This window comes from Streptomyces mauvecolor (assembly GCF_039532965.1).
GTDB classification, from domain to species: domain Bacteria; phylum Actinomycetota; class Actinomycetes; order Streptomycetales; family Streptomycetaceae; genus Streptomyces; species Streptomyces violascens.
This window is the reverse complement of record NZ_BAAASQ010000001.1, coordinates 61,668-83,593: the sequence shown is the minus strand read 5'-3', so window position 1 is coordinate 83,593 and position 21,926 is coordinate 61,668. Positions and strand designations below refer to the sequence as shown.

Sequence of the window (21,926 nt, the reverse complement as noted above, 5' to 3'; positions counted from 1 at the left end):
TCAGGCCCCGCTTCGGTCGTGGTATTCACGCTCGGCCGGTGCAACGTGACCGTGTTCCTTCACCCGGTCGGCGCGCAGCTTGTCGGCCTCGACCGCCGTGTCCCGCGCGGTGAGGATCGCTTCGGATGCGCGCGGCAGGGACACTTCGAGTGCCTCGGCCTTGTCTTGCACGCTGCCGGCGCGCTCCATCAGGCGGATGCACCATTGCGTCAGGACACCGGGGACCTTCTTCTTCAGGCACGTCGCGTAGAGGGATTCAAGCCCGGAGGCCAGGCCCTCGCACTTGCTGGCGACGAGTTTCATGTGATCAACGCCCAGAAGGATCTGCTCGCCCATCTCTTCATCGGACTCGATCAGGTCGTACACGGTCAGGTCGGCGTCGACGAACTGCGTGTCGCCAACCTCGCCGACCGCTAGTGCTGTCCCCATGACGATCGGGCTCTCCTTCGGTACGGACCGGGTCGGCGTGACCGGGCCGGACGTGCCGGCGGGCAGGCCCTTTTGGCCCGTGGTGATACCGGCTGGCTGACGGCGCTGCGGACGGGCCGGCTCGCGCTCGATGGTCACCGAGTACGCGACATCCCAGCCGGGCGGAGGCTTGAGCCACTCCCCATCGCCGCCGGGCATCGCCCCGGTATCGCTCGGGCCGCGGCCCTTCCTGCTCCGTCGGCCGCGGGGCGGTTTCGGTCCCGTCGCGTTCCCCTTCCGCTTCCGCCGCCAGCCGCGGAGCCTCTTCTTCCGCGGGGCCTTCGGCTCCTTCCGCGCCCCGTCCTTCGGGCCACCGGACGCCGATCTCGGTTTCTTGGTGAGGTCGACCTTCTCGCCGTCGCCCTTCTTCGCTTCGCTGCCGTCACCAGCCTTCGGCTTCGACTTCGGCGTCTTCGTGAGGTCGACCTTCTCGCCGGGCTTGCCCTTGTCGGTCTCCGGCTCGTCCTTCTTCGGGTCCTTCGCCTTCGAGCCGTCGTCCTTCTTCGGGTCGTCCTTGCCGGACCCGGTCTTCTTCGGATTCTTCGGGTCGCCGCCGCCCGCCTTTTCCCGCTCGCGCTTGGCTTTGCGTTTCTCGGCCTTGCGCTTGCGCCGGTCGGCCGCCACGGCGGCCGCTTCCTTCCGGGCTGCCGCACGGTCAGCGAGGTCGGCCTTGCGGTGGTCGGCCGCAGCCTGCCGGTCGGCCTTCGCCTGATCGTTCTTGCGCTGCTGCCGGCCGGTCGCCAACTTGCCCAGCGTCCCGGGGGACTTCTGCGCCCCGCTCGCCGAGCCTTTGCCCGACCCCGGCGATCCGGTACCGCCGGACGCCCCCTTCGGGCTCTTGCCCGACCCCGAGGTAATCGCGCCATCGGCACCCTTGCGGCCACCGGCAGGTGCGCCCTTCGGTCCTGCACCACGGCCACCTGCCCCGGGCGAACCGTTCGCCGAACTGCCCCGGCCACCGCCCTTCGATGCCGGTTTCTGCTGGCCGAAGGCGCCCCGGCCCGACCCTCCGCCGGACCCGCCGGACGCCCCTCCGCGGCCGCCACCTTTGCCCGCAGCGCCGCGCCCGAACTCGGCCGAGGACTGCACACCGGCCTTCTTGGCCGCGTTGGCCACCTTCTGCTTGTCGGCCGCCTCGCGCGCCTTGTCGGCGACCGCGTCATGGTGCTCGCGCCGCGCGCGCAGATAGTTCGCCGCCGACCACGTGCCGCGCAGCGCCGCGACGGCGATCGCCGCCATCGTGACCATCGCCATCGAGGCCGTCGCGCGGGCCGGTGTTCCGGTTCCGCTTGATGCGCTGGCGATCATCTGCGGGGCGATGTCGTCCGGGTCGGTCGTGTCCTCATCGTCGCCGTCGCCGGGGGTCGGGAACGGCAGGAAGAAGTCGGGCGGCGGAGCAAGGTCGCCCGCTTCCGGGGGCGGTGGAACACCGTCGTCGGGGGCATCGCCGCCGGGGGGCGACAGGTTGAGCACGGGGAGCGTGATGACGTCGCCGCCCCGATCGTCGTCGGTCATCGGGTCCTCTCTTCACAACTACTTGACGTAGCGTCTGGGCCTCGCGTACCCGCGCGCGTCACGCGCGCGTGTGGAGGCCAGGCGGCATGCCGGTTTCCTGGATTGAGCGTTGATTTTTGAACGCGGACAGTTACCGCAGGGACGTCGCCGCCTCGATGTACTTCCCGAGCTGATCGGCGAGCGAGGACCACATCGGATCGTCCTCGGCGAGGTGGGCCCGGGCCATGTCGACCAGGACGACGACGCGCTCGCGCGGGCTGGTCGCCCCGTTGATCCGGGGCGCCCACAGCTCGGCGGTCAGGCGCTTCGACCGCGCAGGGTCCTTGCCCGGCATCACGCGCCCTTGTTGAGGTGCGCGAAGAACGGGTTCGGGTCCTCGCGGGATTCCGCTTTCGGCTGGGGCGGCTCGATCTGCTGCTGCCCGCGGCCGGCCTTCAGCTCCTTGAGATGCTGCCGGTTGGCTTCCTTCTCGGCCCGCTTCTCGGGCAGTTCCTCATACGAGCGGCGGTACCGCGCGCTGTACGTGGTGAGCTGAACGATCACATCTTCAAGGTCGGAAACGACCTTCGCCAGCGGCCGGATCGTGTGCTGAACCCGCAGCTTCGCCTGGAACGGCAGGTCACCGGGCAGCTTGTCGACCTCGTTCAGATCGGCCTCGATCTCAGCGAGCAGAGCCTTGGTCTCGGCGAGCAACGGGGCGAGGTACTGCCGGCGCTGCTCGATGAACACGCGGCGCTTCTCGGGGCCTTGGGCAAGCACATCGGGCGTCCAAACGCCCTTGCGCGGCTTCTTCTCGTCGCTCATCAGGGTTGTACTCCTCTGCAGGTGGTGCGGTCCGGATCGGGAGCGGGGGTTGTGGACGGCTTCGGTGCCTTCACCGCGGCCCCCGGGACGTGGCGCCGTCCCGGGGGCCGGTGGAAACCGCCGAAACAGCGGTTCACGCAGGTCAGAGCCGCTTACGCGGCTGAGGCGCACGGTCCTGGACCAGCAGCCGGGGTTGTGGTCGTGGACCGTGCGGGCATGGACCAGGTCATCGGCGCGGACGGCCGGTCAGGTCAGGTACTTGTCCGCGTCCTCGGGACGCAGCAGGCCTGCCTGCGCCAACAGCCGGATCGCGCGGGGCTGGTTGACGCTGAGTTCGGTCCGGACGCGGCTGACGTTGACGAAGCCGTCGTCCTCGCGCGGCAGAACCCGTACGGCGGGGAGCAGTTCCTCGTCCGTACGAGCGGGCATGGCTGTACCGGTACGCCCGTCGGCAGCCGTCGGGGCGGTACGCGAGGGGGCACCTGCTGTACTGGTACGGGACGTTGCCGCCCCGCCGACCAGAGCGGGGTGCGCGGTGCTTGTACTAGTACGCGAGTCGCGCGCGATGGTTGCCGTCTGCGTGCGGCCCGACTGCTCCGTACCAGTACACGGTGCGGCGTGCGGGGCGGCCTGTACGCCGCTTGTACGGTCGCTGTACGCCCCGGTCACGCCCGCATTCGCCGCCGCCGTCGCGCCTTCGTACGGGGTGCCGTATGCAGGGTCTGTACCAGCCGCGCCGTGGAGCGTACCGGCGCGCTGTGTACCAACTGCCGTGCCGTACAGGTCCGTACCGGACGGGCTGGTACGGGCGTGCTGGGTTCCAGCCGAGGCGTCTGTACGAGCGGCCGTACTGGTACGGCGCTGCGTACCGGTCGCCGTGTCCGTACCGCCGTGTCCATCCGTACTGGCGTCGTCGTGCATGAGCGAGTGGACGCGCCAGATGACGGCCACGAAGATCAGCACGACGAACGTCGTCAGCCACCACGGAGCGGACTGCCCCGCGGGCACCAGGTGCGCCTGCTCTGAGAGGTGGAAGACCACGTTCGCCGACGCCATCAGCAGCAGCGCCTGTGCAATGTCCCGCTGGGTGCGGAACGCGGTGACGCAGTAAATGTCGATGCTGACGGGCAGCAGCGGGGCGACGTAGGGGTGGATGCCGACCAGGCGGGCCAGCTCGTACTCGCCGGAGGCGGCGAGCCCGACGCCGGCGGCGAGCGCGATCCAGGGGGCCGTCTTCCATGCCGTGCGGCTGATCTTGTGGTGCCAGCCGCGCCAGCGGGAGTTGGCCCGCTTCGCCTCGCGGGCCTCATCCAGCAGCCGACGGGCACGGGCTTCGTCGGCCTGCGCCCGCTCGGTGATGCCGCGGGCCTTCTTCTCCGCCTCCGTCGTGACGCGGTCGGCCTCCTTCTGGGCGGCCTCCCGCAACTGCGCCGCGACGGTCTTGGCCTCGCTCCGCAGCCGCTCGCGCTGTTGGTCACAGGCTGCCTGGAGCCCGGCGAGTTCGTCGGTCAGAGCCTTGCGCCGGGTGGCAGCCTCCGCGCCGAACTGGTCGGTGAGCTCGCGCAGTTTCTCGCGCAGGTCCGTGCGGGCCTGTTCCGCCTCAGTGTGTGCAGCGGCGACGTGCCGGTCGGCGTCGCGACGCCGGGCGGCGCCGGCTGTGACCGCGTCCGCGTACAACTGCTCCGCCTCCTGGCGGCGTGCGTCGTAATGCTTGGCCGCCGTCGCCGTGAGCTGGCCGACCCGCTCCCGGGCCTGCTCGACCTCCCTCTGCGCCGCGGACACCAGGGCGTCGGCCTGCTCCTGGGCGCGGGAGAGGATCGCGCTGGCTTTGGTACGGCGCTCATCGACCAGCTTGCTGATCTCGCAGAGGTCGGCTTCGGCCAGACGCCGAAGCTCGGCAACCGCGGTGGCTGTGGCCGCGCGGTCGGCTGCGGCCAGCTCCGTCAGATCAGCGACCTGCGCGCGGGCCTCGGCTACCAGGGTCTCGGCACGCTCGTGTGCGTCGGCCAGGAGCCGGTTGGCTGCGCCGCGCGCCGCCTCCAGCTCGTTCTTGGCCGCCTCGCGCTGAGCGGTGGCCTCCTGGTCGGCGTCGGCGGTGATGCCCACGGCGCGGGCCTGCGCATCGGTCAGCAGCACAGCGATCTGCGCGTGGGCGTCGGTGACGGTGCGCGCGGCGGTCGTCTCGGCTTCCGTCTGGGAGGCGTTGGCCTGCTCACGCGCGCTGTCGATGATGTCGGCAGCCCGGTCCCGGGCATCCGCAACGCGGGCCAGCACCTTCGCTCCCGTGTCCGCCGTCTCCGCCAGGGCCGAGGGAGTGGGGGTAGCGGGAGTACTGGGGGAGGCGGCGGGCTGCGAAGTCGTGTGGGTCGCTGTCGGCTTCTTCCGGGCGGTGGGCCTCTTACGGGTTCGTGCGGCGGCCACGCCGCCTCCTTCCAGGTGGGTGCCACCCCAGGGCGGGGCGGCATTCACGGGTTTTCGATCAGGTGCGCGGGGCGGGAGCTCGTCGGCTGGGCGCGACGAGACCGGTGCGCCCGGACTCGTCGAGCCAGCGCTGAGCGTGGTCGCGGTCGTGAGCACCAGCGATCTGGACGAGGCCGTCATCGGTGGTGGCGTACGCGGACCACGCCGTACCGTCGCCGGCGGTTTCGGCCTGGGCAGTGGTGATCTGGCTGGTGAGCCATGCTGGGAGCGGCATGCTGATCTCCTCTTCTGAGGGCGTGAATTGGGCCGTCGGACTGTCCGGCTCCCTGTCACCGCCCGACCCGGACGCCAGGATTCGGCGGTCGGTGCAGGCGGATCGGGCAGCCGTCAGGCCAGGGGTGCAACGGGCCTGTGCGGGGCGATGACCTGGCCATCGGGGAGCAGCTCGCCGGTGTCCTCGAAGAGCAGGACGCCGTTGCACAGCAGGTTCCAGCCCTGCTCCGAGTGGCTGGCGACGCTGTGCGCGGCCTCGCGGTCCGCGCTGAAGGCAGTCGGGCACGTCGGCGTGTGCGGGCACTGCGAGTCCGGCTGCCGGGTGGTGCCGTTGTCGAGCGGGGTACTGCGGTCCATAGGGATCTCCTGCCGGGGGGCGAGGCCCGGGTCGTTCCCGGGCTGAGGCATGCGAATATCCGGCGGCCCGTGGGCGGGCAGCCGGGCAGGGAGCGTCATGCGGGCGGGCAGCGAGTTGACCGTGCGCCGTGAGGCGGGAGCCCGGTCAGGCGGCCCGCGCCGACCGGCGCGCACCGCGCTTGAGGCTTCGGCGTTCGTCCTCGGTGAGGCCGCCCCACACGCCGTACTCCTCGTCCCGCTCCAGCGCGCCTTGGTGGCAGCTCACCAGCAGCGGGCAACGGCGGCAGATCGCCTGGGCCCGCGCGATCCGCGGCGACGACGCACCGTGCGCAAAGAACAGCTCGGGATCCTCACCAGCGCAAGCCGGGCGAGGCCGTTCCACGATGGCGGGCGAAACGGCGCCGTAGTAGGGGGCGCGTTGGCGCCGCGCACTGACGATGGACTGGTACATCAGGACCTCCCAATGGGTCCGTACGAGACAGCCCCAGTGGTGCGAACCCCTGGGGCTGATCGCACGTCTGCGGCTCGGTGGTCGGGTGCGTGAATGTGCGGCACTCTCCGCCGACCCCGCACGGACAGGCACGGGGACGACGGGGCAATGCCCACTCAGTGGCAGCACTTCAGACGCTGCAGTTCCCTGTGGTAGATGCCGTGGTTCCGGATGGCCTGGGCTTCCAGTTGCGCGCCGGTCACGCACCGCTGGCCGGTTCGGCATCCGCTACAGCGGGACTTGTGGCTGGTGACGGTCTGCAGCGCGCGCAGATAGCGGGCGTACGAGCCGTCAAGAACCTTCGTCATGGCGCTCACCACCGTTCATCCTGGCGGGGTGCGGCCGCGCGGTACTCGTGGTGGTGGTGCCGTCGCGGCCGTCCCGCTCGTGCGGAGTGGGCCGGATCGGCAACGGCGCGCTCATCGCGGCCGCGATTCGCTACGCCGGTTCGCCTCAGCCACCCTTTTCGACAGCTCGGCCCGCTCTTCGTCAGTCAGGCGAGTGGTCATCGGGTCACCCCCGTGCCAGCGAGCGCCTTGCCCTCGCGGACGAGGCGGTCGGAGTCGGTCCACACCGAGCCGACCACGAACGGCTGTCCGTCCGCGCGCAGGACATCGCGAACGCCCAGCGCCCACTGCGAGCAGCGGCGATTGAGCAAGGCGCGGGCCTTTGCCGGGTCCCGGACCACGGCCAGGACCTCGAAGGCCCCGTCGATGTTCTGGTAGACCGCGCCCTTGTGGCGCGGACCGATCTGCGTGTCAATGACGCGCCGGAGCGCGTCGAGGATGGTCGGGTCAGGTACGGCGGCCGGTGGCGCGGGGGGCGGTTGTGTCATGCTGGCGGACATCTGGGCCTCTCATTCAGGTCCGGTGGCGTAAGAAACGGCCCCAGGGATGGCCCCCTGGGGCTGCTGCGTTTCTGTGACTGGCTGCGAGCAGCCACGGCCCCGGCCACTCCGCTGGTCCGCGGGGTGGCCGGGGCCGTGGTAGTTCGTACGGTCTCAGTCCCGTTCGGCGTCGCGGGCGTCCAGCTCGGCCATGAACTCCTCGTACTCGGCCTGGTCCATCGCCTCATACGCCGCGTGCATCGCGTCCAGCTCGGTCTCGTCGGTCATCGCGCGTGTCCTTTCTGGTGGCCGGTGCTGTCGTTGTTCCGACTACTCGTACGAGCAGCCTCGGCCCCGGCCGCCCCTCTCATGGAGTGAGTGGCCGGGGCCGTTCGTGCAGAGCTGGTCAGCTCGCGCGGCGCTCGGGGCGCTGTGTCCTGAGCGGGACCGTCGGCGCGTCCAGCGGCGCATCGCCGGCGGGCAGTTGTGTGCGGCGGGTGTCGGTGTCGCGGACCGCCGATTCGGTCGACGCCCACTTCATCTCGCGCAGCAGCCACAGGGGCCGGCCGTTGCCGGGCTCGTCATCCGTCGGCGTCGTCTGCTTCTGCGCGGCGATGTGGCTGACGGCGGGGGCGGGAGCGACCTTCGGCTTACGGAGCACGGTGGTCGGGCGGCGGTAAGCGGTCTCCGCGACGCCGTCCTCCAGGCACTCCTGCCAATTCTCGAACTTGACGTCGACGCTGATCCGGCGGTTACTGCCCTGGCAGCGGGCCGCCTTGTCCTTCCGGGCGACGCCGGTGTCGTGCGGGACCAGCTTGCTCTGCCTGTGCTGGATGCCAGTGATCGGCACCCAGGTGGAGCAGTCGGGGCAGATCAGCGAGGCGCAGGACGGACGCAGGTCGTACTGGTGCGGCCGGAGGGTGGAGACGGCGAGGGCTGGGCGGCCGCTGGTGTTCCGGGAGCGGGTGCGGCTCCTGCGGGAGCGGGCGGTGCCGTCGGGGTTCGGAGCGGACATGAGGTACTCCTCACGGGCGGAGTGACAAGGGCTCGCTGTGCTCTCCGCCCGGCGGGCCGCGCGGCACGAGGCCGGCGTCCCGCAGGACGGACAGCGCACAGCGCTGCGTCGTGCACGCGGTCGTCGTGCGGTTAGGCCCGGGGGAGTTTGATGGAGCTCTCGTTCTCGGTTGCCCGAGGACCCCGGCCGCCCCGAGAGGCGGACGACTACTGCGGTGGTGCAAGTTCCGCCGACATCAACCTTGCCGACATGGATAGGTTAGCTGATACAGTCCTAACTGTGTCAACCAAGTTGGGGAACCTATTTATTCGAGTGAGGTGGCCCTACGATGTGGCCCATGACGGACGAGTCCATGCAGCCCTACCAGCGGATCGCGCAAGACGTGCGCGATCAGATCCGGCTCGGCCGCCTGAAGGGATCCGACAAGCTGCCCAGCACACGGGAGTTGGCAGCCCGATACGCGGTCGCTCCTGGCACCGTGCAGCGCGCCCTGGCTGAGCTCCGCAAGGGCGGCATCATCTACTCCCACCAGGGCCGCGGGAGTTTCATCCGCGAGTCGGCCGCTGATGAAGTCGCCGACCCGAACACCCAGGCCATCAAGCGGCTGGAGGAGCAGGTAGCAGATCTGGCTGCGCGTCTGGAGCGCATCGAGCAGAGTCAGACGAGCGGCTGATGAACTGGCCCGCCGCCTTCGAGCGACACCAGGCGATGGGGCCCTGCCTTGCAATGGTGGAGCGTTCAGCATGGCGCTCTCCAAGCGGATTCCTGGATTCGGGTCAACGTCACCTAGCTTCCGCGCACCAGGGACGGAGCGAGATGTCCCGGCGTGGACGTGGTGTGGACGCAGCGTGGAAATAGGGCCGTTCCCGCCTGGCAAGTGAGTGTCGAGGGGGTGTGTAGTGATCGCAGTTGAGCAGTGGACGGGCAAGGAGGCACTGCTGTTGCGGTCAGTAATGCGTGTGTCGGTGCGCGAATTCGCGGACAACCTTGGCATCAGCCCCCGGACGGTCTCGCACTGGCAGAAGAACAAGAGCAGCGTCTGTCGTCCGCAGATGGCACAGATCCTGGACACGGCACTGAGCCAGTGCAGCCCGGAGGAGCAGGAGGCGTTCCGAATTCGACTGTCCGCGCTTCGGGGAGTGTCGGCGCCTGCGGCGGCGAGCGGTGTCGCTCGTCCGGCTCCGTGCGTCGTCGTATCGCACAAGTTCTTACCGGTCTACCTGGGTGAGCAGAGCGCGCCGCTCTATGGTGCCGGCGAGCAACGGCCAACAGGGCCTGGCGGCCTGCAGCAAACGGTCTTGCCGGTCCGGCACTGCTCTGCTCAATCGGCAGCCGCCCACATCTATGCGTGCGGCGTTGCCGTGGTCCACATCGAAGAGCACCAGCGGGTCGAATCCCTCACCGCACTGGCACAGTGGCGCTACCGCACCTACCTGCGGGAGCCAGCCTGGGCGGGCGAGCGGCTGACAAGCCTGCTGGACCAGCACACGGCCGGGGAGGGTCCCGTAGAACCGTCGCCCGTCCCGCAATACGTACTCTCCGTCTACGAACTTCGTGACAACTCGTGGTCAGGGGCCAGCCTAGGCACCGCTCTGCAGCTGCTCACTACGCCATCCGTGCTCGTCAACCGCCAGGACCCTGCGCACGTCGTACCGCTGGGGCCCGGCGTAGAAGAGGACAAGTTCAGCAGCGGCTGGGAGCAGCCCGAGGTAGTGACTTTCGGCGGAGGGGTCTCCCGAGGGCTCGCCAGCTGGTCAGGGGTGGCCTATCACCCGCAGGCAGACGAACGCGCCCTGACCATGAGCCAGATCGTGGACCTGGAGCTTGATGTGCAAGCTCTCTGGGCCCTTTCGTCCCACGTTCTGCACATGATCGAGGACGGCCAAGATCCCGTGATGCCGCCGGACTACGGCTGGCGCTTCCTGCGCAGTGCGTACTTCCGCCTCACGACCGCCCGTCCGACCGAGACCGCCCAGCACCGCGTGATGCGCGAGGCGATCCTGGCGACCAGTGAACTTCCTGACCGGTTGCGTGCCGCTCAGGACGCACTGCGTGACAGCAATCCGTGACGGCCATGTGGAAGGCGGACTGGGTGGACCCTCGATCGACAGCATTGATGGTCATCGACGTGCAGCAGGGATTCGTCAACCAGCACACCCGCGGCATCCTGCCCGCGGTCGCACGACTCGTGGAGGGCTGGCAGACAGCCGGGGCTCCCGTAGTGCTGACCCGATTCCACAACGAGCCGGGCTCCCCGTACGAGACGATCACCGGCTGGACGAAGCTGCGGACACCCGAGGAACAGGCTCTCGTGGACGACCTCACCCCATACATCCCGGATGCCGCCGCGGTCATCGACAAGCCACAGGCATCGATCTTCACACTCAACGGAGCACGACTCATCCGGGATGCCGGTTGGACCGACCTGGTGCTCTGCGGCATCGACACGGACGCATGCGTGTACGACTCCGCAGTGGAGGCCTACCGGACAGGCTACCGGCCGTGGATCGTCACCGACGCCTGCGCCTCCACCGGGGGAAACCGGTATCACGACGCGGCATTGCTGCTGGCGGCCCGGAACATCGGCGCGGCTCAGCTCATCACCAGCGAGGCCGCTCTGTCCCACCTCAATGGAGCCCAGGGAGCGCACGCATGAGTGCACCACCGTTTGAGACAGACCTTGTGGTGGTCGGAGCTGGCCCTGCCGGCGTGGCAGCCGCCGTGATGGCTGCCAGCCTCGGCCTGCGAACTGTGGTTGTGGAGCCCGGCCTTGTGGGCGGCAAGCTTCACGCCGTCAAGGCCTTGGAGAACGTGTCCGGCGGCTGGTCGACCGGACCGCAGTTGGCCGAGGCACTGGCGTCCGATCTCCTACGTCTGCAGCAGACAAACCGGTGCTCCGTGGTGCAAGCTCGCGCCGTAGCAGTGAACGGTCACGACGATCGAGCTGAAGTTGCCCTTACTGACGGACGGATCCTCACGGCGCAGGCAATCGTGGTCGCCACCGGTGTAGCCGCGTTGACACCGTCAGATGCTGGCTGGGTCAGCGCCCCGCCCGAGGCCCCTGCTCCTCTGTTGTGGCGAACGAATCCGAAAGACCTCTCTGCGCCGGCCTATGTGCTCGGCGGCGACAGGCCGCTTGGAACCTGGCTGCGCGCGCACTCCGAGACATCCGTGAAGCTGCACATCCTGTATCCCCCGGCAGATGACTACAAGGTCGCCGAGATCGCTGGAAACCCCGGCGTCCACCTGATGCCCGTCTCCCACGCTGCCCTGTCCCAGCCGGACTTCGGAGGTGGCTGGTCGATTGATGTGAAGGATCGGCGGGGGGAACGTAAGACCTACGTGGCCGCAGCGGTACTGAACAACCTCGGCAACAAGCCCACCGCTCTGGAAGGGCTCACCATGGGTGCGGACGGGTACTGCCCGCCCGAGCTGCAACATCAACGGGTCCGAATCGCCGGAGACTTGAGGTCAAGCCGGTACCAACGAATCGCGACCGCCCAGGGCTCGGGAGCCGAGGCGGTACTCGCCTACTACTACGCCACAGCCCTTCAACAGGCTTGACCGGGGAGATCCGGGGGAGGGTGACGCGGTGTCAACCATAGGCCCGACACGGTGTCACCCGCAGTCACTCTATGAGGCGTCAGGGGAGTAGGGTGGCCTCGGACTTGATCCGTTGCAGGACAAGAAAAAGCCCCCGGGACCTTAGGCAAGTCCGCAGGGGGCTCTCGACCGGGAGAAACTCCCGGCCCGGCGCACGACCTTTGAACCAGAAAGGCGGACGCACGATGCAGGGTACCCGTACCCGCACGTGGACACACACCACCCCGCCGTGGCAGCGACGTGTGAGCGTCGCTCCGTCGGGGTGCCCGCGTTTCCGTGACTCCGTCTTTTCCTCGACTCCGGCAGCGTGCCGACCGGTCCGTCTGGGCTTCTGCGCTGGAGGGCAGCGCAGGCACATCTCTCCTGTGGAGGTTGCGACGGAGTAGCTGACTGAGGCGGCCGCCTGTATTGGGCCCAGCCGCCGGGACGCCCAGTCTCCGAAGTGTTAGCGCACCTCGGCTGAGCGTCCCCCTTCTGACACCGGGTGGGTTAGCAGCCCTCCCGAAGGGGTCGTCCTTCCGGTTAGCAGCCGGTCAGACGCTCGTACTTGGTTCTCCCCGAACCACGAAGCACCGCTAGGGGGTTTCGTCGTGCCGTTTTGGCGATGCCTCCACGACAGGAGCCATTGTGCAGCACAGTTGCGCCCTTTTCCAGCGCACATACGCCCGGTTGGGCCAGATTTGCCCGTCCACCTCGCCCTACGTGACACACATCGCCCATCCGAAAAGCCCCATCTGTGACATTGGTCCGTCGAGGGCTTGCCGCGTTGCCGGGCACCGTCGGGGGGTGCGGTGATGACCACCGCGTCGACCGCCGCGGTGGTCATCCCGTCCCCGCGTTCGACAGGTGAGGCCAGCGAGCCGTCGGGGGTCCCTGCGCATGCAGGGGCTCGAGTGCGTACGCAGCGGGTGAAGGTACCGATGCGGTTGGTGTCGTCGCCGTTCTACGCGGATGTCGCGCTTTCGGTGTACGTGAAGGTGAAGGCTCTCGCGGCGCGTCCGGAGGGCTGTGAGGCGAAGGCAGCCACGATCGCCGCGTACCTCGGACTGTCGAAGGCCTCGGCGGAGCGCGGTCTGTCGCTGTTGTCCTGTCCGGCGCCGGACGGGGTGGTCGAGTTGAGGTCGATACGGCGCACGCTGCCGGGGGGCCGGGGCCTGTCGGCGGTGCGGCGCACCCGTCCGGTACGGCGGGCCGAAGGGTTCGTGTGGCTGCCGGTGGCGGCCGCGGAGGACCTTACGCCCCGCCAGCTGCGTGCGTTCGCGGTCATCACGTACACGCAGCGCAGGGGTATCGCGCTGACCGAGGGGGAGTTGGCGGGCCATCTGCGACACCACTCGGGTCCAAGGGCCGGCCAGCCGATCACGGTGGCGGCGGCCGGAGCGGTCGTCGACGAGCTGGAGGCGGCGCGCTGGGTGACGGTGCAGCGGCGTGCGGGGCTTCGGGGCCGTCACCAGTTCATCGCGCACGACTTCGCTCCGGTCCCCATGGAGGAGCTCGTCCGGCCGGTCCCGGACGCTGTGTCGGGGACGTCCGAGGCGGTGCAATCGTGCTCGCAGGGGCCGGTGGACAACGCTCCGGCGAGTTCATTGGTTGGTGAGGGATCGGGTCTGTCGGCTGGTGAGGGATCCCTCGCGAATAGGGAATCACCTAGGACTGACTCACCTGATGACGAGCGAGCGCTTTTGTCATCCGCCGTAGGCGAGGTACGGGTAGTAGCTGTGGAAAACCCGGCTGCCACGCGTGCGCAGATGAATGGCCGGGGTGGTCTCGCGCTGCGCGCGGGTGAGAACAGCAAACCCGTCTCCCCGAACCCGAAGCACGCAAAGCGCCCCAGCGGCAGGGGATCGGTGCGGCCGTCGTACACGGGACCTGCGTTGTCGATGAGCCCGCAGGTCTACGCGGTCCTCGAACCGGTGAACTGGCTGCTGGCGCGGGTGAACAACCCGTTCGTGGTCCGCCAGATCGCCCGCGAGGTCGGCCGCCAGCTTCAGGCCGGGATGGAGCCGGACCGGTTGCGCCACCGCCTGACCGCCCGCTTCGCCCAGGTCATGCCCGACGAGATCCGTGACCCGGGCCGGTGGCTTCTCGGCATCGCCCTCCCACGCTGGGGCTGCGGGCACTTCGACTGCGAGGCCGGCACCATGTGGTCGACTGGCCATCGCTGCGACGTGTGCGCCGACGTCACCGCCGACACGTTCGCCGCCCGCCAGCGAGACCGCCGTAGCGAGCAGGGCCTGTGCCCCGAACACAGCCAGCGCCTCGATGCGTCCGGAAGCTGCCCCAGCTGCGCGCCGACCTGCACTCCCGCGCCAGAGTTGCCGGGGGTGCCGCGTCCGCGCGGTGAGCGGATTTGCTGCAGCTGCCGCCAGGTCATTCCGCGCGAGGTGCGGATTGTGATCGAGGGCCGGTGCGACACGTGCTGGCAGGACCAGACCGCACCGGGCCCCAGCCCGGCCGATACCGGCGCGGCTCCGACGACGGTTCTACAGCCGGTACAGCGGGTCGACTGGCGCGGGCTGGTGGCGCAGCAGGCCAGCCGGTCGCACAGCTACGAGGCCGCGAACGGTCCGGCGAGCCGCGCAACACGCACGACGACGATGAACGACAGAAAGCAGGGGGCAGGCGATGGGGATGTTCAGCGACAGCCTGGAGCGGGCGGCCGCCGCAGTGTTCACGCGGCCGATCCCGAAGACGGCGCAGGCGCGGATGAAGTACCTGGTCCAGCAGACCAAGAGCACTTGGGCGGCCGCGCGGCTGCTCGGGATCTCGCAGCGCACCGTGGAGCGGTATGTGAAGGGTCAGCTGAAGAAGCCGCGGGCCGAGCTCGCCGAGCGCCTCGCCGGTGAAGTGCGGCGTCGGTGGCAGCCCCGGGTGCGGGTCAGGGCGCAGAAGCAGGCCGCCACTTCGGGCGGGATTGTCATAGAGACGCGGGCCCGGTTCGGGTTCACCGCGGCCGCAGGCTCCACCGACGACGGACGCATCCGGCGCATCACCCAGCACCTGCCCGCCACCTACGCCGCCCAGCTCCTCACCGCCCAGGCTATCGGCGCCAGCGAACAACAGCTCCAGGACATCGCCGCCGAAGGCATCCAGGAGACCTACTTCAAAGACCACGGCCGCCGCGCCCAGGGCCTGGCCGTGGATTTCACCGACGTCGACTACGTCGAACTGGACTTGAAGTGATGCCAGGCGGGAGGAGTTTGGCCTCTTCACATGACTGATTCCCAATTCTGTCTGTCAAGCCGCGAGCTCGTTGGGTGGTGAGAGGTTGTAGCGTCGTCCGTCGCAGAGGAGGGCCCACAGGACGCCATCGTGGTTGGGGCTGTGACCGCCGTCGCCCAGGGCCAGACGGAAGCCGTAGTCGGTTTATATGAGCGCGGACGTTGCTATCCGCTAGGCTCGTGGGCTCAGCCTTCACGGATCACGTCCAGGGGGATTCTTGATCAGCGATGCTCAGCTCATCCTGGGATTTTCTCGGCACTTGACCGCTTACTCGGTGTCGCCTGTGCACGCTGAACTGGAGACGTTGCGGTTTGCCGGGCAGGTCTACGAGATGGCCTGGCGGCTGCGTAACGCCCAAGTTTCCTCGGTCGAGCGAGTACGGGCCATCGGTATCGAAGCCAAGATCGGCCCCTTGGAACTTGACCGGTTTGTGCTACCTACGATGGAACAGTTGGGCTGGGTTCAGTGCGACCGGCGCCCCGACGGGGGGCTGGTCAGTGTGGCGGCATTCGTTCCGCCGAATGTCGAACTGTTGGATGCCACGGATCGACTGCTGGGCATTCTGCTTGTCACACCGACGCAGCACGCCGCGCTGAAGATCATGCGGGCGACCTCAATCCAGCCGCTGGAGCGCCATGCGGCTCTGCAGGCAGGCTCTGGGCACGGGGATGAGTCTGCCGAGCGGGCGTTGGGCTGCTTGATCACCGTCAACCTTGTGCGCGAGGTGCAGAGTGAGGACGGCCGCGCGGTGGTCTTCAATCCGAACATCTGGGTCGGTGACGCCGAGGTGGTGACGGCCGCTCTGCGCACTGAGGACGCGCGCGTGCAGCGAGAGGTCGGTGCGCTGATCGAGGAGGTCATGGCCTCGCCCGGCATTCCGGAGGAGCACGTCAAAAGCACCGAACAACGGTGGATCGACTTCGCCGTCAGTGCCGGGTTGGTCGAGCGGTCCCAGGTCGTCGCCACCAGCGACAAGAAACTCCTCTTTACACCACACCTGCATCGAGACCCGTTCGGTACCGACCCCCGCGACCCATCCGGCCACATCCGGCAGCTCGTCGGCAGCATGATCTACGCATCGACGTTCGCATCCTGGAAGCTCACTAGCCCAGGCGCGTTCCTGCACGTCCTCATCCGCGACGGCGAAGCCGGCAACCACGAGCGCATCGCGGAGGACTACGCGATGCTCGAAACCGCTGGAACCATCGAAGTCGTAGGCGACGGCCGCCATGCTCGGATGCGCCTGCTGCAGGCCGAGGTCGCGGAGCAAGCGCTCGCGATCCTCGACGCACGCGGGAACACCGCTGGCGGAGAGAACACGACGTTTGCCGGGATCGGCGAGCAACGCTCGTACAACCACCTGGAACGCGAGCGTGCCCAGGTCGCCACCGCGGTCGTATTGGACGACGCCGACTCGCGGCGGTTCGTGTCAGCACTGCGCGACACGACGGCCCGGAGGAACTTCTAGTGGCGGCCGCCCAGTCGAACCGCACCCGTCCCGAAGACCCAGGCGCGGACCTGGAGCGGCGGGTGGGACGCCTCGAGTTCGCTGAGGGCGCCCTAGCTCGCCTGCGGGTCCCGTTGCGGGTAGCCGCCGACCGGGGGCGCGACATCCTGACCGACCTTGACGTGCTTGCCATCGACATCGACGGCCGGCTGCGCACGAGCCTGTCGGTTTTGGAATGCAAGACCACCAAGGGACAGTCAGGCGAGCCGGACCGGCTGTTGTGGCTCTCCGGGCTGCAGCGCCTGACCGGCACCCAACGAGCGGTCCTCGTTCGCCAAACCATCACCCGCCGGGGCAGGGCCATCGCCCAGGCGCTGGATCTGCAGATCATGGACATGCAGACCCTCGCCGCCAGGGAAGAGGGCCACGCCTGGGTACCCGAACGATTCGCCCACATCCAGGGCATGGGCTGCGAACAGGCGGAACGTCGCACTGACACCCAGCTCAAGGGCCTCAAACACATCCCCGGTGGACTGGTGGCGTTTCTGCGTGCCGACAGCCTGCTGGCCGACTCGCCCGAATGTCTTAACGCGCTGGTCGCGCTGAACTCCGCCACACGCCAGGGCGTCGTCCCGAATCCGACCTCACAGATCCTGGCCAGCCACGCCCTGATCGCGCTGCTGCTAGCCGCGATCCGCGACGCCTCCCGCCTGGATGTCGTACCCGCCAGCGACCTTAGGGAACGGGTCGCCCGCGCAGTCACCCTCGGCGATCCCGACAACAGTCAGATCCTGGCAATCCTCAGCCAGGCAGACGAACTGGTCCAACACCAAGTCCGGCGTATCCATGACAGGTACACCAAGGTCGGCGCCACCCGGCAGGACATAGCCGTAGCCAGCCTCAAATCCATCGTCGCCGAACCACCCGAGTGGCTTGACCGCTACATCGACCTCGTGAACAAGCTGAGAGCAAACCCCGCGATCGCGCGGGACCTCGTCCAGACCACCGAACTGGCTTGCTTCGACGCACGCTGCGGCGACCACGCATACACCGAGGCCGCCTTCGACCATCTGTTCACCCCTGAACACAGATACCTCTTGGTGACGGCCATCAAGGTGCTGCGCGACATCGTCGGCGACCAGCTCGCCGACGCAATCGGAGAATTCGACGACCTGGACTTCCGCCGGGCCGCGCCAACCATCCCCGACCGGTCCGCCGTACAGGCTGAGCGCGCCACCCCCAAGCTCGCGCACGAAGCGCGCCCCGCCGAGTAGCGTCGTACCGGCAAAAGCTGCTCGGACTTTCTCTGGAAGAGTCGGCTGGGTGATCCTTATCGGATGAATGGAGTCGCTGAGCCCTGGTACAGCCACACGCTGAACCTGTGGACGCTGCCGGCCACCCTGGCGGTGACCTGGGCCCTCATGAAGTCCCTGACGGCGGGCTGGCGTTGGAGCGTCGGTCGCCGCCGGCACCTGCTCAACCGGCTCCGCAAGATCGCTCCCGGTGTGCGTCACGCCTACGTCACGTCGCTCTTCGGCGAACCGACCTGGGAACGCACCCGGGAGTTCAAAGACTGTGTAGGCTCGAAGGTCCCCTTGACTGTGCGGACATGGCCGCTGCACCGGATGGGCTACCTCGTCACCTGGTGCGACCGTGACGGCAGCGTCGCGCTGTACTCGCTCACCACGACCAGCCGCTGGTTCCGCCCTCGCGTGGTGCTCTACCGGTACCGCATCCGGCTCGGCAGAGACCGGCTGTCCGCCATGCACAAGCGGCAGGCACAACCGCTCCAGACTCACGCCCAGGTCGGCGCACGGCGCTACGTGTACTGGGAGTCCTACTACTTCGGGAATCCCGGCGGATACCGGACCTGGTACATCGGCGTCAACGACAACGGACACAGCGCTCTTGCTCCCACCGGTGTGAGCGGCGACTCCGGGCCCGAGCGCCTGGCCCAGTACCGCAGGCAGGCCACGATCAACACCGTGGTCGTTGAAGGGCCAGGTGTGGGGCTCGACCCCGCGGAGCTCTTCAACGTCTTCGAGTTCGGCCCTGCCATGGACACTGTGCGGCTCACCCAGCCGCCCTATCTCTTCGTCGACCGGCGCTTCGGTCGCACCCGTGACCGCTTGTCGGCGTGGATGTGGGAATGGAACTACCGGCGCGGCCAGAAGGCGCTGGACCATGCCGGCGCGCTCGATGGTCAGCCCGAGACATGACCTCTCCACGGAGCCCGGCCGGTCGAGGGACTGCACCACTGTCCCGTTCCTGACGCTGCCAGAACGTGCGGGGCTAGGCTGCGTGAAGATCAGCCCGGGCGGGGCGACCGGTCAACACAGCGCGTACAACCCGGCCATGGGCGTGCGTTCGCGAGGAGGGGGCAGATGAACAACGACATCACCGGCCATACCTGGGACGGCGATGGCCTCGCCGACGACGGACTCGACGCACTTGAGGACTGGGAAATCGACGCGCTGAGCGAACCGTGGAAGCACTGCCCGACCACGGGCGTCCTGTCGTCGGCCGTGCTGCGCAAACTGGACCGGCTGCGCACCATCCAGCAGCGCCGCCGCCGACACGGACGCATGATTGCCATGCCCGATCCCGCCAGCAGCGCCCACGCCACCGAACGGTCCCTGCGAGGCACCCAGTTCCCGCGCGCAATCCAGCTGATGAACCGTACTTTTGCCGTACTTATCGTCACGTTGGAAGCCGAGGGGGGACCGCTGCCCGACCTCGACGCAGTAGTACTCACGGAGCAGTACGTCGAACTGCACCTGCCCGGTCCGCGGCCGCCTGTCGCCCCCTTCACGACCGACCCCAGCCGGCCGCACGTCTGGGTGTGCTGGGCCGACAGCCCGGCTCTGCGTCCCGGCGACAGGCTCGACCCGCCGTGCTCCCCATACCCCGCCCTGGTCTCGGTGGGCTGGGACCAGCAGGGCCGCACCGTCCTCATCGACCTGGAACAGGTTGGCGTCCTCAATCTCACCGGGGACCTGGACTGCGCCCGCCGTCTTGCCCAGGCCATCGCCACCGAACTGGCCGCAGCCTTGTTCACCCTGTACCTGCCCGTCGCGCTCGTCGGGCAGGCCTGCGCGGAACTCACCACCGTGCTGGACGACATCCACGTCACCACCGCCGATGTGGCCGTTGCCGAACTACGCAGCCGCGGCGCGGACTTGCGCTCCCTCCTGCACATCCTTGAAGCCGACAGCCCGCGCGCCGCGCGGCCTCACGACGACGGGTCCAACTGGTGCAGCTACGTCGTCCTCAGCCCCACCCCGCACAGCGCCACCGCCCAGCTCGTGGACACACTCGCCGCCTGGCCGCTGGCCACCGCCTCCGTGGTCACGGTCAGCCCTCCCACGCTGCCGATGCCGACCGGCTCCTGGACCCTCAACTGCCAGAGTGCTGACGACCCGGTGCTGCTCCCCGGGTCGGGCATGCCCGTGCACCTTCAGCAGCTGGACGACGCCCGCTTCGCCGACATCATCGAGATACTGACGATCGGGCAACGCACGGACGACGTACCTGGCCCCGACTGGATGAACCCTCAGGGGGAAGCGGGCGACTGAACCCCGGGACGAAACGGCCCGGCCGGCACCGTCCGAGGCCCGGGGGCCGCGGACGTCCCAGCGCTTAGTGTGGTGTCTCTCCGTCAGGCCGTCGGCTCCGGGAGCCCTTGGGGCAGGCATGGGCCGCGCATGACTGCCCGCGGGAGGAAGGTCACATCCTGTGCAGCAGTGCTGCCGCGATCGAGGGCAGTGTCTTGGGCGCTGCGGCGATCGCTTCGGCCGCCTCAAAGCCGCGTGCGTTCTCGGCCAGCAGGTAGACCGTCCCCGGACCGCTTTCGCCGGCCTGGACTGCTGCCACGAGTACGTCGTCCTCGCGCCGAGCGCGGGCGTTGATTCCCGGGTCTGGAGCGATCAGCGCGATGTCCCAGTGCTGTTGGAACTGGTCGACGACACGCGCTTCGGTGGTACTGAAGAGCGCCATAGCCCCTCCCTGTTCCACCCGCTCCTTCCATGCTTCTTCTGCCAGTCGGTCCTGCCACGCCCGGCCCAGCAGGAACTGCATGTCGGCGAACTTCTGGGGATCGGGGAACTGTTCGGGCGGGGTGAAGGCGTCACGAAGCGGCCCGTCGAGCCAGCAGTCGTACAGCGGGTCTGCCGGAGCGTGCTCGGTGCGCCAGGCGGCGAAGGCCGGTTCAGCGGCCAGCTGCTCGTAGAGCAGCTGTGCCCGTTGTGCGAACTGTTCCAGGTCGACGGCGAGGCAGCCCTCTCCGGCCGTGCCGACATCGCGAGCGGCTGCGTACTGGCAGCATGCGGCGCATGCTTTCTCCGCCCGTTCCAGCTGCGCCTTGGCTGCGGCGACGGCCTCCCAGTCCTTGGCTCTGTCGCAGTCGCGTGCGGTCCACTCGGCGCGTTCCAGGTCGTCCTGGGCTCGGCGGCGGTCGGCGGCGGCGGTCATCGCCTGGTGCATCCAGGCCGCTCGTTGGCGGCAGATCGCGGCTTCCGCGCGAAGGCAGCACACGATGTGTGCCCACACCAGCCGTTCGAACCGCGGGAGGTCCTCATCAGTCTTGCGGCGGCGTTGCTTCGCCTGCTTGAGCGGGGCGTGCCCGTCGATATAGCGGGCCATGATCGCGGCTGCCTGGCCGACTCCGTCGCCTACCGCTCCGATGTTGTGGACCAGGTCCCGGTCGCGTTGGCTGCGGTAGCGGTCCCAGTTCTTCTGAAGCCGGTCCCAAGGGGTCCGGGCAGCACTCCGCAAGTCGTTCAGTTCGTACAGGAACAGCAGCGCCTCGTCGACGCGTGGCCCTTCTGGCTCGGAGGCGGGCAGGCGTCCGCTGTCCGGGTTCAGCGCGCGGGGAAGACGCTTGATCAGCGCCAGATCACGGGCCCGATAGGTCGTTGAGTTCTGCCGCATCAGGGACGAGACGGCGTCCTCTTCGTGCTTCTCGGGGCGCAGGCTCACGTGGAGCCGGTAGTCGGTGCCTCCGATGATCCTCTGCAGCTCGGTGAACGTGGGCTCACGCTGTCCGCCCAGGTAGCGGCTCAGGGCTGCCTGCGTCAGCCCCGCGCGTCCGCCGAGCTCTGCTTGGCTCAGGCCTCCGCGTGCCTGCTTCAACAGATCGCGTGCTGTCACTGCAACGTCGGGATCAGGGAACCGTGCCATCGTGAACTCCTCCCTAGACATACCAACTCGCCAACTCAACATACCACTTCGGCATACCTAGTTGGCGGAACGGTCGCCCTCGGCTACGGGCAGTCCGCAGATAGCGCAAGCACTGGCTGAAGAAGAGGGCTGACGCAGCGGCGCATGTCCTGGCCGGCGAGCTCCGGCTCGCTCTGCTTCCAGGGGACTCCGGCGTGGATGCCATACCCGCGCTCGTCGCGCGGGAGGTCACGGATACGGCCCGGCCAGGCGCGGCAACTGGATCACGCGCCCCAGCCTGGCGCGGCGGGCGCAGGGGCGACAGAGG

Annotated in this window: 22 protein-coding genes; 9 read left to right on the top strand and 13 right to left on the bottom strand. The window is 68.6% G+C overall.

Annotated features, from left to right (window positions below; all coding sequences use genetic code 11):
* From ABD346_RS00380 to ABD346_RS00335, 10 genes are all read right to left on the bottom strand, one after another.
* On the bottom strand, nt 1–1,983 hold the full coding sequence (locus ABD346_RS00380) for a hypothetical protein (protein WP_344370429.1): 1,983 nt from the start codon (nt 1,981–1,983) through the stop codon (nt 1–3).
* A 130-nt stretch (nt 1,984–2,113) separates the two neighbouring features.
* Nucleotides 2,114–2,317: a hypothetical protein gene (locus tag ABD346_RS00375; RefSeq protein ID WP_344370428.1), complete on the bottom strand. Its 204-nt coding sequence runs from the start codon at nt 2,315–2,317 to the stop codon at nt 2,114–2,116.
* Nucleotides 2,317–2,787, bottom strand: coding sequence for a hypothetical protein (locus tag ABD346_RS00370; protein ID WP_344370427.1), 471 nt, complete (start codon nt 2,785–2,787; stop codon nt 2,317–2,319). The genes ABD346_RS00375 and ABD346_RS00370 overlap by 1 nt, the downstream gene beginning before the upstream one ends.
* 246 nt (nt 2,788–3,033) lie before the next feature.
* Nucleotides 3,034–5,208: a hypothetical protein gene (locus tag ABD346_RS00365; RefSeq protein ID WP_344370425.1), complete on the bottom strand. Its 2,175-nt coding sequence runs from the start codon at nt 5,206–5,208 to the stop codon at nt 3,034–3,036.
* A gap of 58 nt (nt 5,209–5,266) precedes the next feature.
* Nucleotides 5,267–5,482, bottom strand: a complete 216-nt coding sequence (locus ABD346_RS00360; protein ID WP_344370424.1) for a hypothetical protein — start codon at nt 5,480–5,482, stop codon at nt 5,267–5,269.
* 113 nt (nt 5,483–5,595) lie between these two features.
* Nucleotides 5,596–5,838, bottom strand: a complete 243-nt coding sequence (locus ABD346_RS00355) for a DUF5999 family protein (protein WP_344370422.1) — start codon at nt 5,836–5,838, stop codon at nt 5,596–5,598.
* A gap of 145 nt (nt 5,839–5,983) precedes the next feature.
* A complete protein-coding gene (locus tag ABD346_RS00350) occupies nt 5,984–6,289 on the bottom strand; it encodes a WhiB family transcriptional regulator (protein ID WP_344370421.1) in 306 nt (101 codons plus the stop codon).
* A 155-nt stretch (nt 6,290–6,444) separates the two neighbouring features.
* Nucleotides 6,445–6,636: a hypothetical protein gene (locus ABD346_RS00345; protein ID WP_344370417.1), complete on the bottom strand. Its 192-nt coding sequence runs from the start codon at nt 6,634–6,636 to the stop codon at nt 6,445–6,447.
* Between the two features lie 197 nt (nt 6,637–6,833).
* The gene (locus ABD346_RS00340) at nt 6,834–7,163 is read right to left on the bottom strand and encodes a hypothetical protein (protein WP_344370414.1); all 330 of its coding nucleotides are present in this window, start codon (nt 7,161–7,163) and stop codon (nt 6,834–6,836) included.
* Nucleotides 7,164–7,560: 397 nt separating this feature from the next.
* Nucleotides 7,561–8,169: a hypothetical protein gene (locus ABD346_RS00335; RefSeq protein ID WP_344370413.1), complete on the bottom strand. Its 609-nt coding sequence runs from the start codon at nt 8,167–8,169 to the stop codon at nt 7,561–7,563.
* A 337-nt stretch (nt 8,170–8,506) separates the two neighbouring features.
* On the opposite strand from ABD346_RS00335, the gene ABD346_RS00330 reads away from it, so the two are divergent.
* From ABD346_RS00330 to ABD346_RS00315, 4 genes are all read left to right on the top strand, one after another.
* Complete coding sequence (locus ABD346_RS00330; protein WP_344370411.1) at nt 8,507–8,842, top strand: GntR family transcriptional regulator; 336 nt, start codon at nt 8,507–8,509, stop codon at nt 8,840–8,842.
* 226 nt (nt 8,843–9,068) lie between these two features.
* The gene (locus tag ABD346_RS00325) at nt 9,069–10,238 is read left to right on the top strand and encodes a helix-turn-helix domain-containing protein (protein WP_344370409.1); all 1,170 of its coding nucleotides are present in this window, start codon (nt 9,069–9,071) and stop codon (nt 10,236–10,238) included.
* 47 nt (nt 10,239–10,285) lie between these two features.
* On the top strand, nt 10,286–10,825 hold the full coding sequence (locus tag ABD346_RS00320; protein WP_344370407.1) for a cysteine hydrolase family protein: 540 nt from the start codon (nt 10,286–10,288) through the stop codon (nt 10,823–10,825).
* Complete coding sequence (locus ABD346_RS00315) at nt 10,822–11,733, top strand: FAD-dependent oxidoreductase (protein ID WP_344370405.1); 912 nt, start codon at nt 10,822–10,824, stop codon at nt 11,731–11,733. Before ABD346_RS00320 ends, ABD346_RS00315 begins: the two co-directional genes overlap by 4 nt.
* Before the next feature lie 982 nt (nt 11,734–12,715).
* Here the strand turns inward: ABD346_RS00315 and ABD346_RS00310 are convergent.
* Entirely contained in the window at nt 12,716–13,039 is a 324-nt protein-coding gene (locus ABD346_RS00310; protein ID WP_344370404.1) for a hypothetical protein, read from the bottom strand.
* 418 nt (nt 13,040–13,457) lie between these two features.
* Entirely contained in the window at nt 13,458–14,021 is a 564-nt protein-coding gene (locus tag ABD346_RS00305) for a hypothetical protein (protein WP_344370402.1), read from the bottom strand.
* Nucleotides 14,022–14,397: 376 nt separating this feature from the next.
* On the opposite strand from ABD346_RS00305, the gene tpg reads away from it, so the two are divergent.
* From tpg to ABD346_RS00280, 5 genes are all read left to right on the top strand, one after another.
* Nucleotides 14,398–14,955 carry a telomere-protecting terminal protein Tpg gene (gene tpg / locus ABD346_RS00300; protein WP_344370400.1) on the top strand — a complete coding sequence of 186 codons (558 nt, stop codon included), beginning with the start codon at nt 14,398–14,400 and terminating at the stop codon, nt 14,953–14,955.
* A 256-nt stretch (nt 14,956–15,211) separates the two neighbouring features.
* Nucleotides 15,212–16,462: a hypothetical protein gene (locus ABD346_RS00295; protein WP_344370399.1), complete on the top strand. Its 1,251-nt coding sequence runs from the start codon at nt 15,212–15,214 to the stop codon at nt 16,460–16,462.
* Nucleotides 16,462–17,715 (top strand): hypothetical protein, encoded by a 1,254-nt coding sequence (locus tag ABD346_RS00290; RefSeq protein ID WP_344370398.1) that lies wholly within the window; start codon nt 16,462–16,464, stop codon nt 17,713–17,715. Before ABD346_RS00295 ends, ABD346_RS00290 begins: the two co-directional genes overlap by 1 nt.
* A 63-nt stretch (nt 17,716–17,778) precedes the next feature.
* On the top strand, nt 17,779–18,660 hold the full coding sequence (locus ABD346_RS00285) for an ETEC_3214 domain-containing protein (RefSeq protein WP_344370396.1): 882 nt from the start codon (nt 17,779–17,781) through the stop codon (nt 18,658–18,660).
* A gap of 165 nt (nt 18,661–18,825) precedes the next feature.
* Nucleotides 18,826–20,016: a hypothetical protein gene (locus tag ABD346_RS00280; protein ID WP_344370394.1), complete on the top strand. Its 1,191-nt coding sequence runs from the start codon at nt 18,826–18,828 to the stop codon at nt 20,014–20,016.
* A 151-nt stretch (nt 20,017–20,167) separates the two neighbouring features.
* Here the strand turns inward: ABD346_RS00280 and ABD346_RS00275 are convergent, their stop codons facing one another.
* On the bottom strand, nt 20,168–21,619 hold the full coding sequence (locus tag ABD346_RS00275; RefSeq protein WP_344370393.1) for a helix-turn-helix domain-containing protein: 1,452 nt from the start codon (nt 21,617–21,619) through the stop codon (nt 20,168–20,170).
* Nucleotides 21,620–21,926 lie beyond the last annotated feature (307 nt).

Coding starts and splice junctions, on each gene's coding strand:
- ABD346_RS00375 (WP_344370428.1), bottom strand. CDS start 2,317: ATGCCGGGCAAGGACCCTGCGCGGTCGAAGCGCCTGACCGCCGAGCTG.
- ABD346_RS00355 (WP_344370422.1), bottom strand. CDS start 5,838: ATGGACCGCAGTACCCCGCTCGACAACGGCACCACCCGGCAGCCGGAC.
- ABD346_RS00315 (WP_344370405.1), top strand. CDS start 10,822: ATGAGTGCACCACCGTTTGAGACAGACCTTGTGGTGGTCGGAGCTGGC.
- ABD346_RS00360 (WP_344370424.1), bottom strand. CDS start 5,482: ATGCCGCTCCCAGCATGGCTCACCAGCCAGATCACCACTGCCCAGGCC.
- ABD346_RS00280 (WP_344370394.1), top strand. CDS start 18,826: ATGAACAACGACATCACCGGCCATACCTGGGACGGCGATGGCCTCGCC.
- ABD346_RS00370 (WP_344370427.1), bottom strand. CDS start 2,787: ATGAGCGACGAGAAGAAGCCGCGCAAGGGCGTTTGGACGCCCGATGTG.
- ABD346_RS00345 (WP_344370417.1), bottom strand. CDS start 6,636: ATGACGAAGGTTCTTGACGGCTCGTACGCCCGCTATCTGCGCGCGCTG.
- ABD346_RS00340 (WP_344370414.1), bottom strand. CDS start 7,163: ATGACACAACCGCCCCCCGCGCCACCGGCCGCCGTACCTGACCCGACC.
- ABD346_RS00330 (WP_344370411.1), top strand. CDS start 8,507: ATGACGGACGAGTCCATGCAGCCCTACCAGCGGATCGCGCAAGACGTG.
- tpg (WP_344370400.1), top strand. CDS start 14,398: ATGGGGATGTTCAGCGACAGCCTGGAGCGGGCGGCCGCCGCAGTGTTC.
- ABD346_RS00335 (WP_344370413.1), bottom strand. CDS start 8,169: ATGTCCGCTCCGAACCCCGACGGCACCGCCCGCTCCCGCAGGAGCCGC.
- ABD346_RS00310 (WP_344370404.1), bottom strand. CDS start 13,039: ATGACCGCGAACGCACGCAGCTGGCGGGGCGTAAGGTCCTCCGCGGCC.
- ABD346_RS00275 (WP_344370393.1), bottom strand. CDS start 21,619: ATGGCACGGTTCCCTGATCCCGACGTTGCAGTGACAGCACGCGATCTG.
- ABD346_RS00320 (WP_344370407.1), top strand. CDS start 10,286: ATGGTCATCGACGTGCAGCAGGGATTCGTCAACCAGCACACCCGCGGC.
- ABD346_RS00350 (WP_344370421.1), bottom strand. CDS start 6,289: ATGTACCAGTCCATCGTCAGTGCGCGGCGCCAACGCGCCCCCTACTAC.
- ABD346_RS00380 (WP_344370429.1), bottom strand. CDS start 1,983: ATGACCGACGACGATCGGGGCGGCGACGTCATCACGCTCCCCGTGCTC.
- ABD346_RS00285 (WP_344370396.1), top strand. CDS start 17,779: ATGAATGGAGTCGCTGAGCCCTGGTACAGCCACACGCTGAACCTGTGG.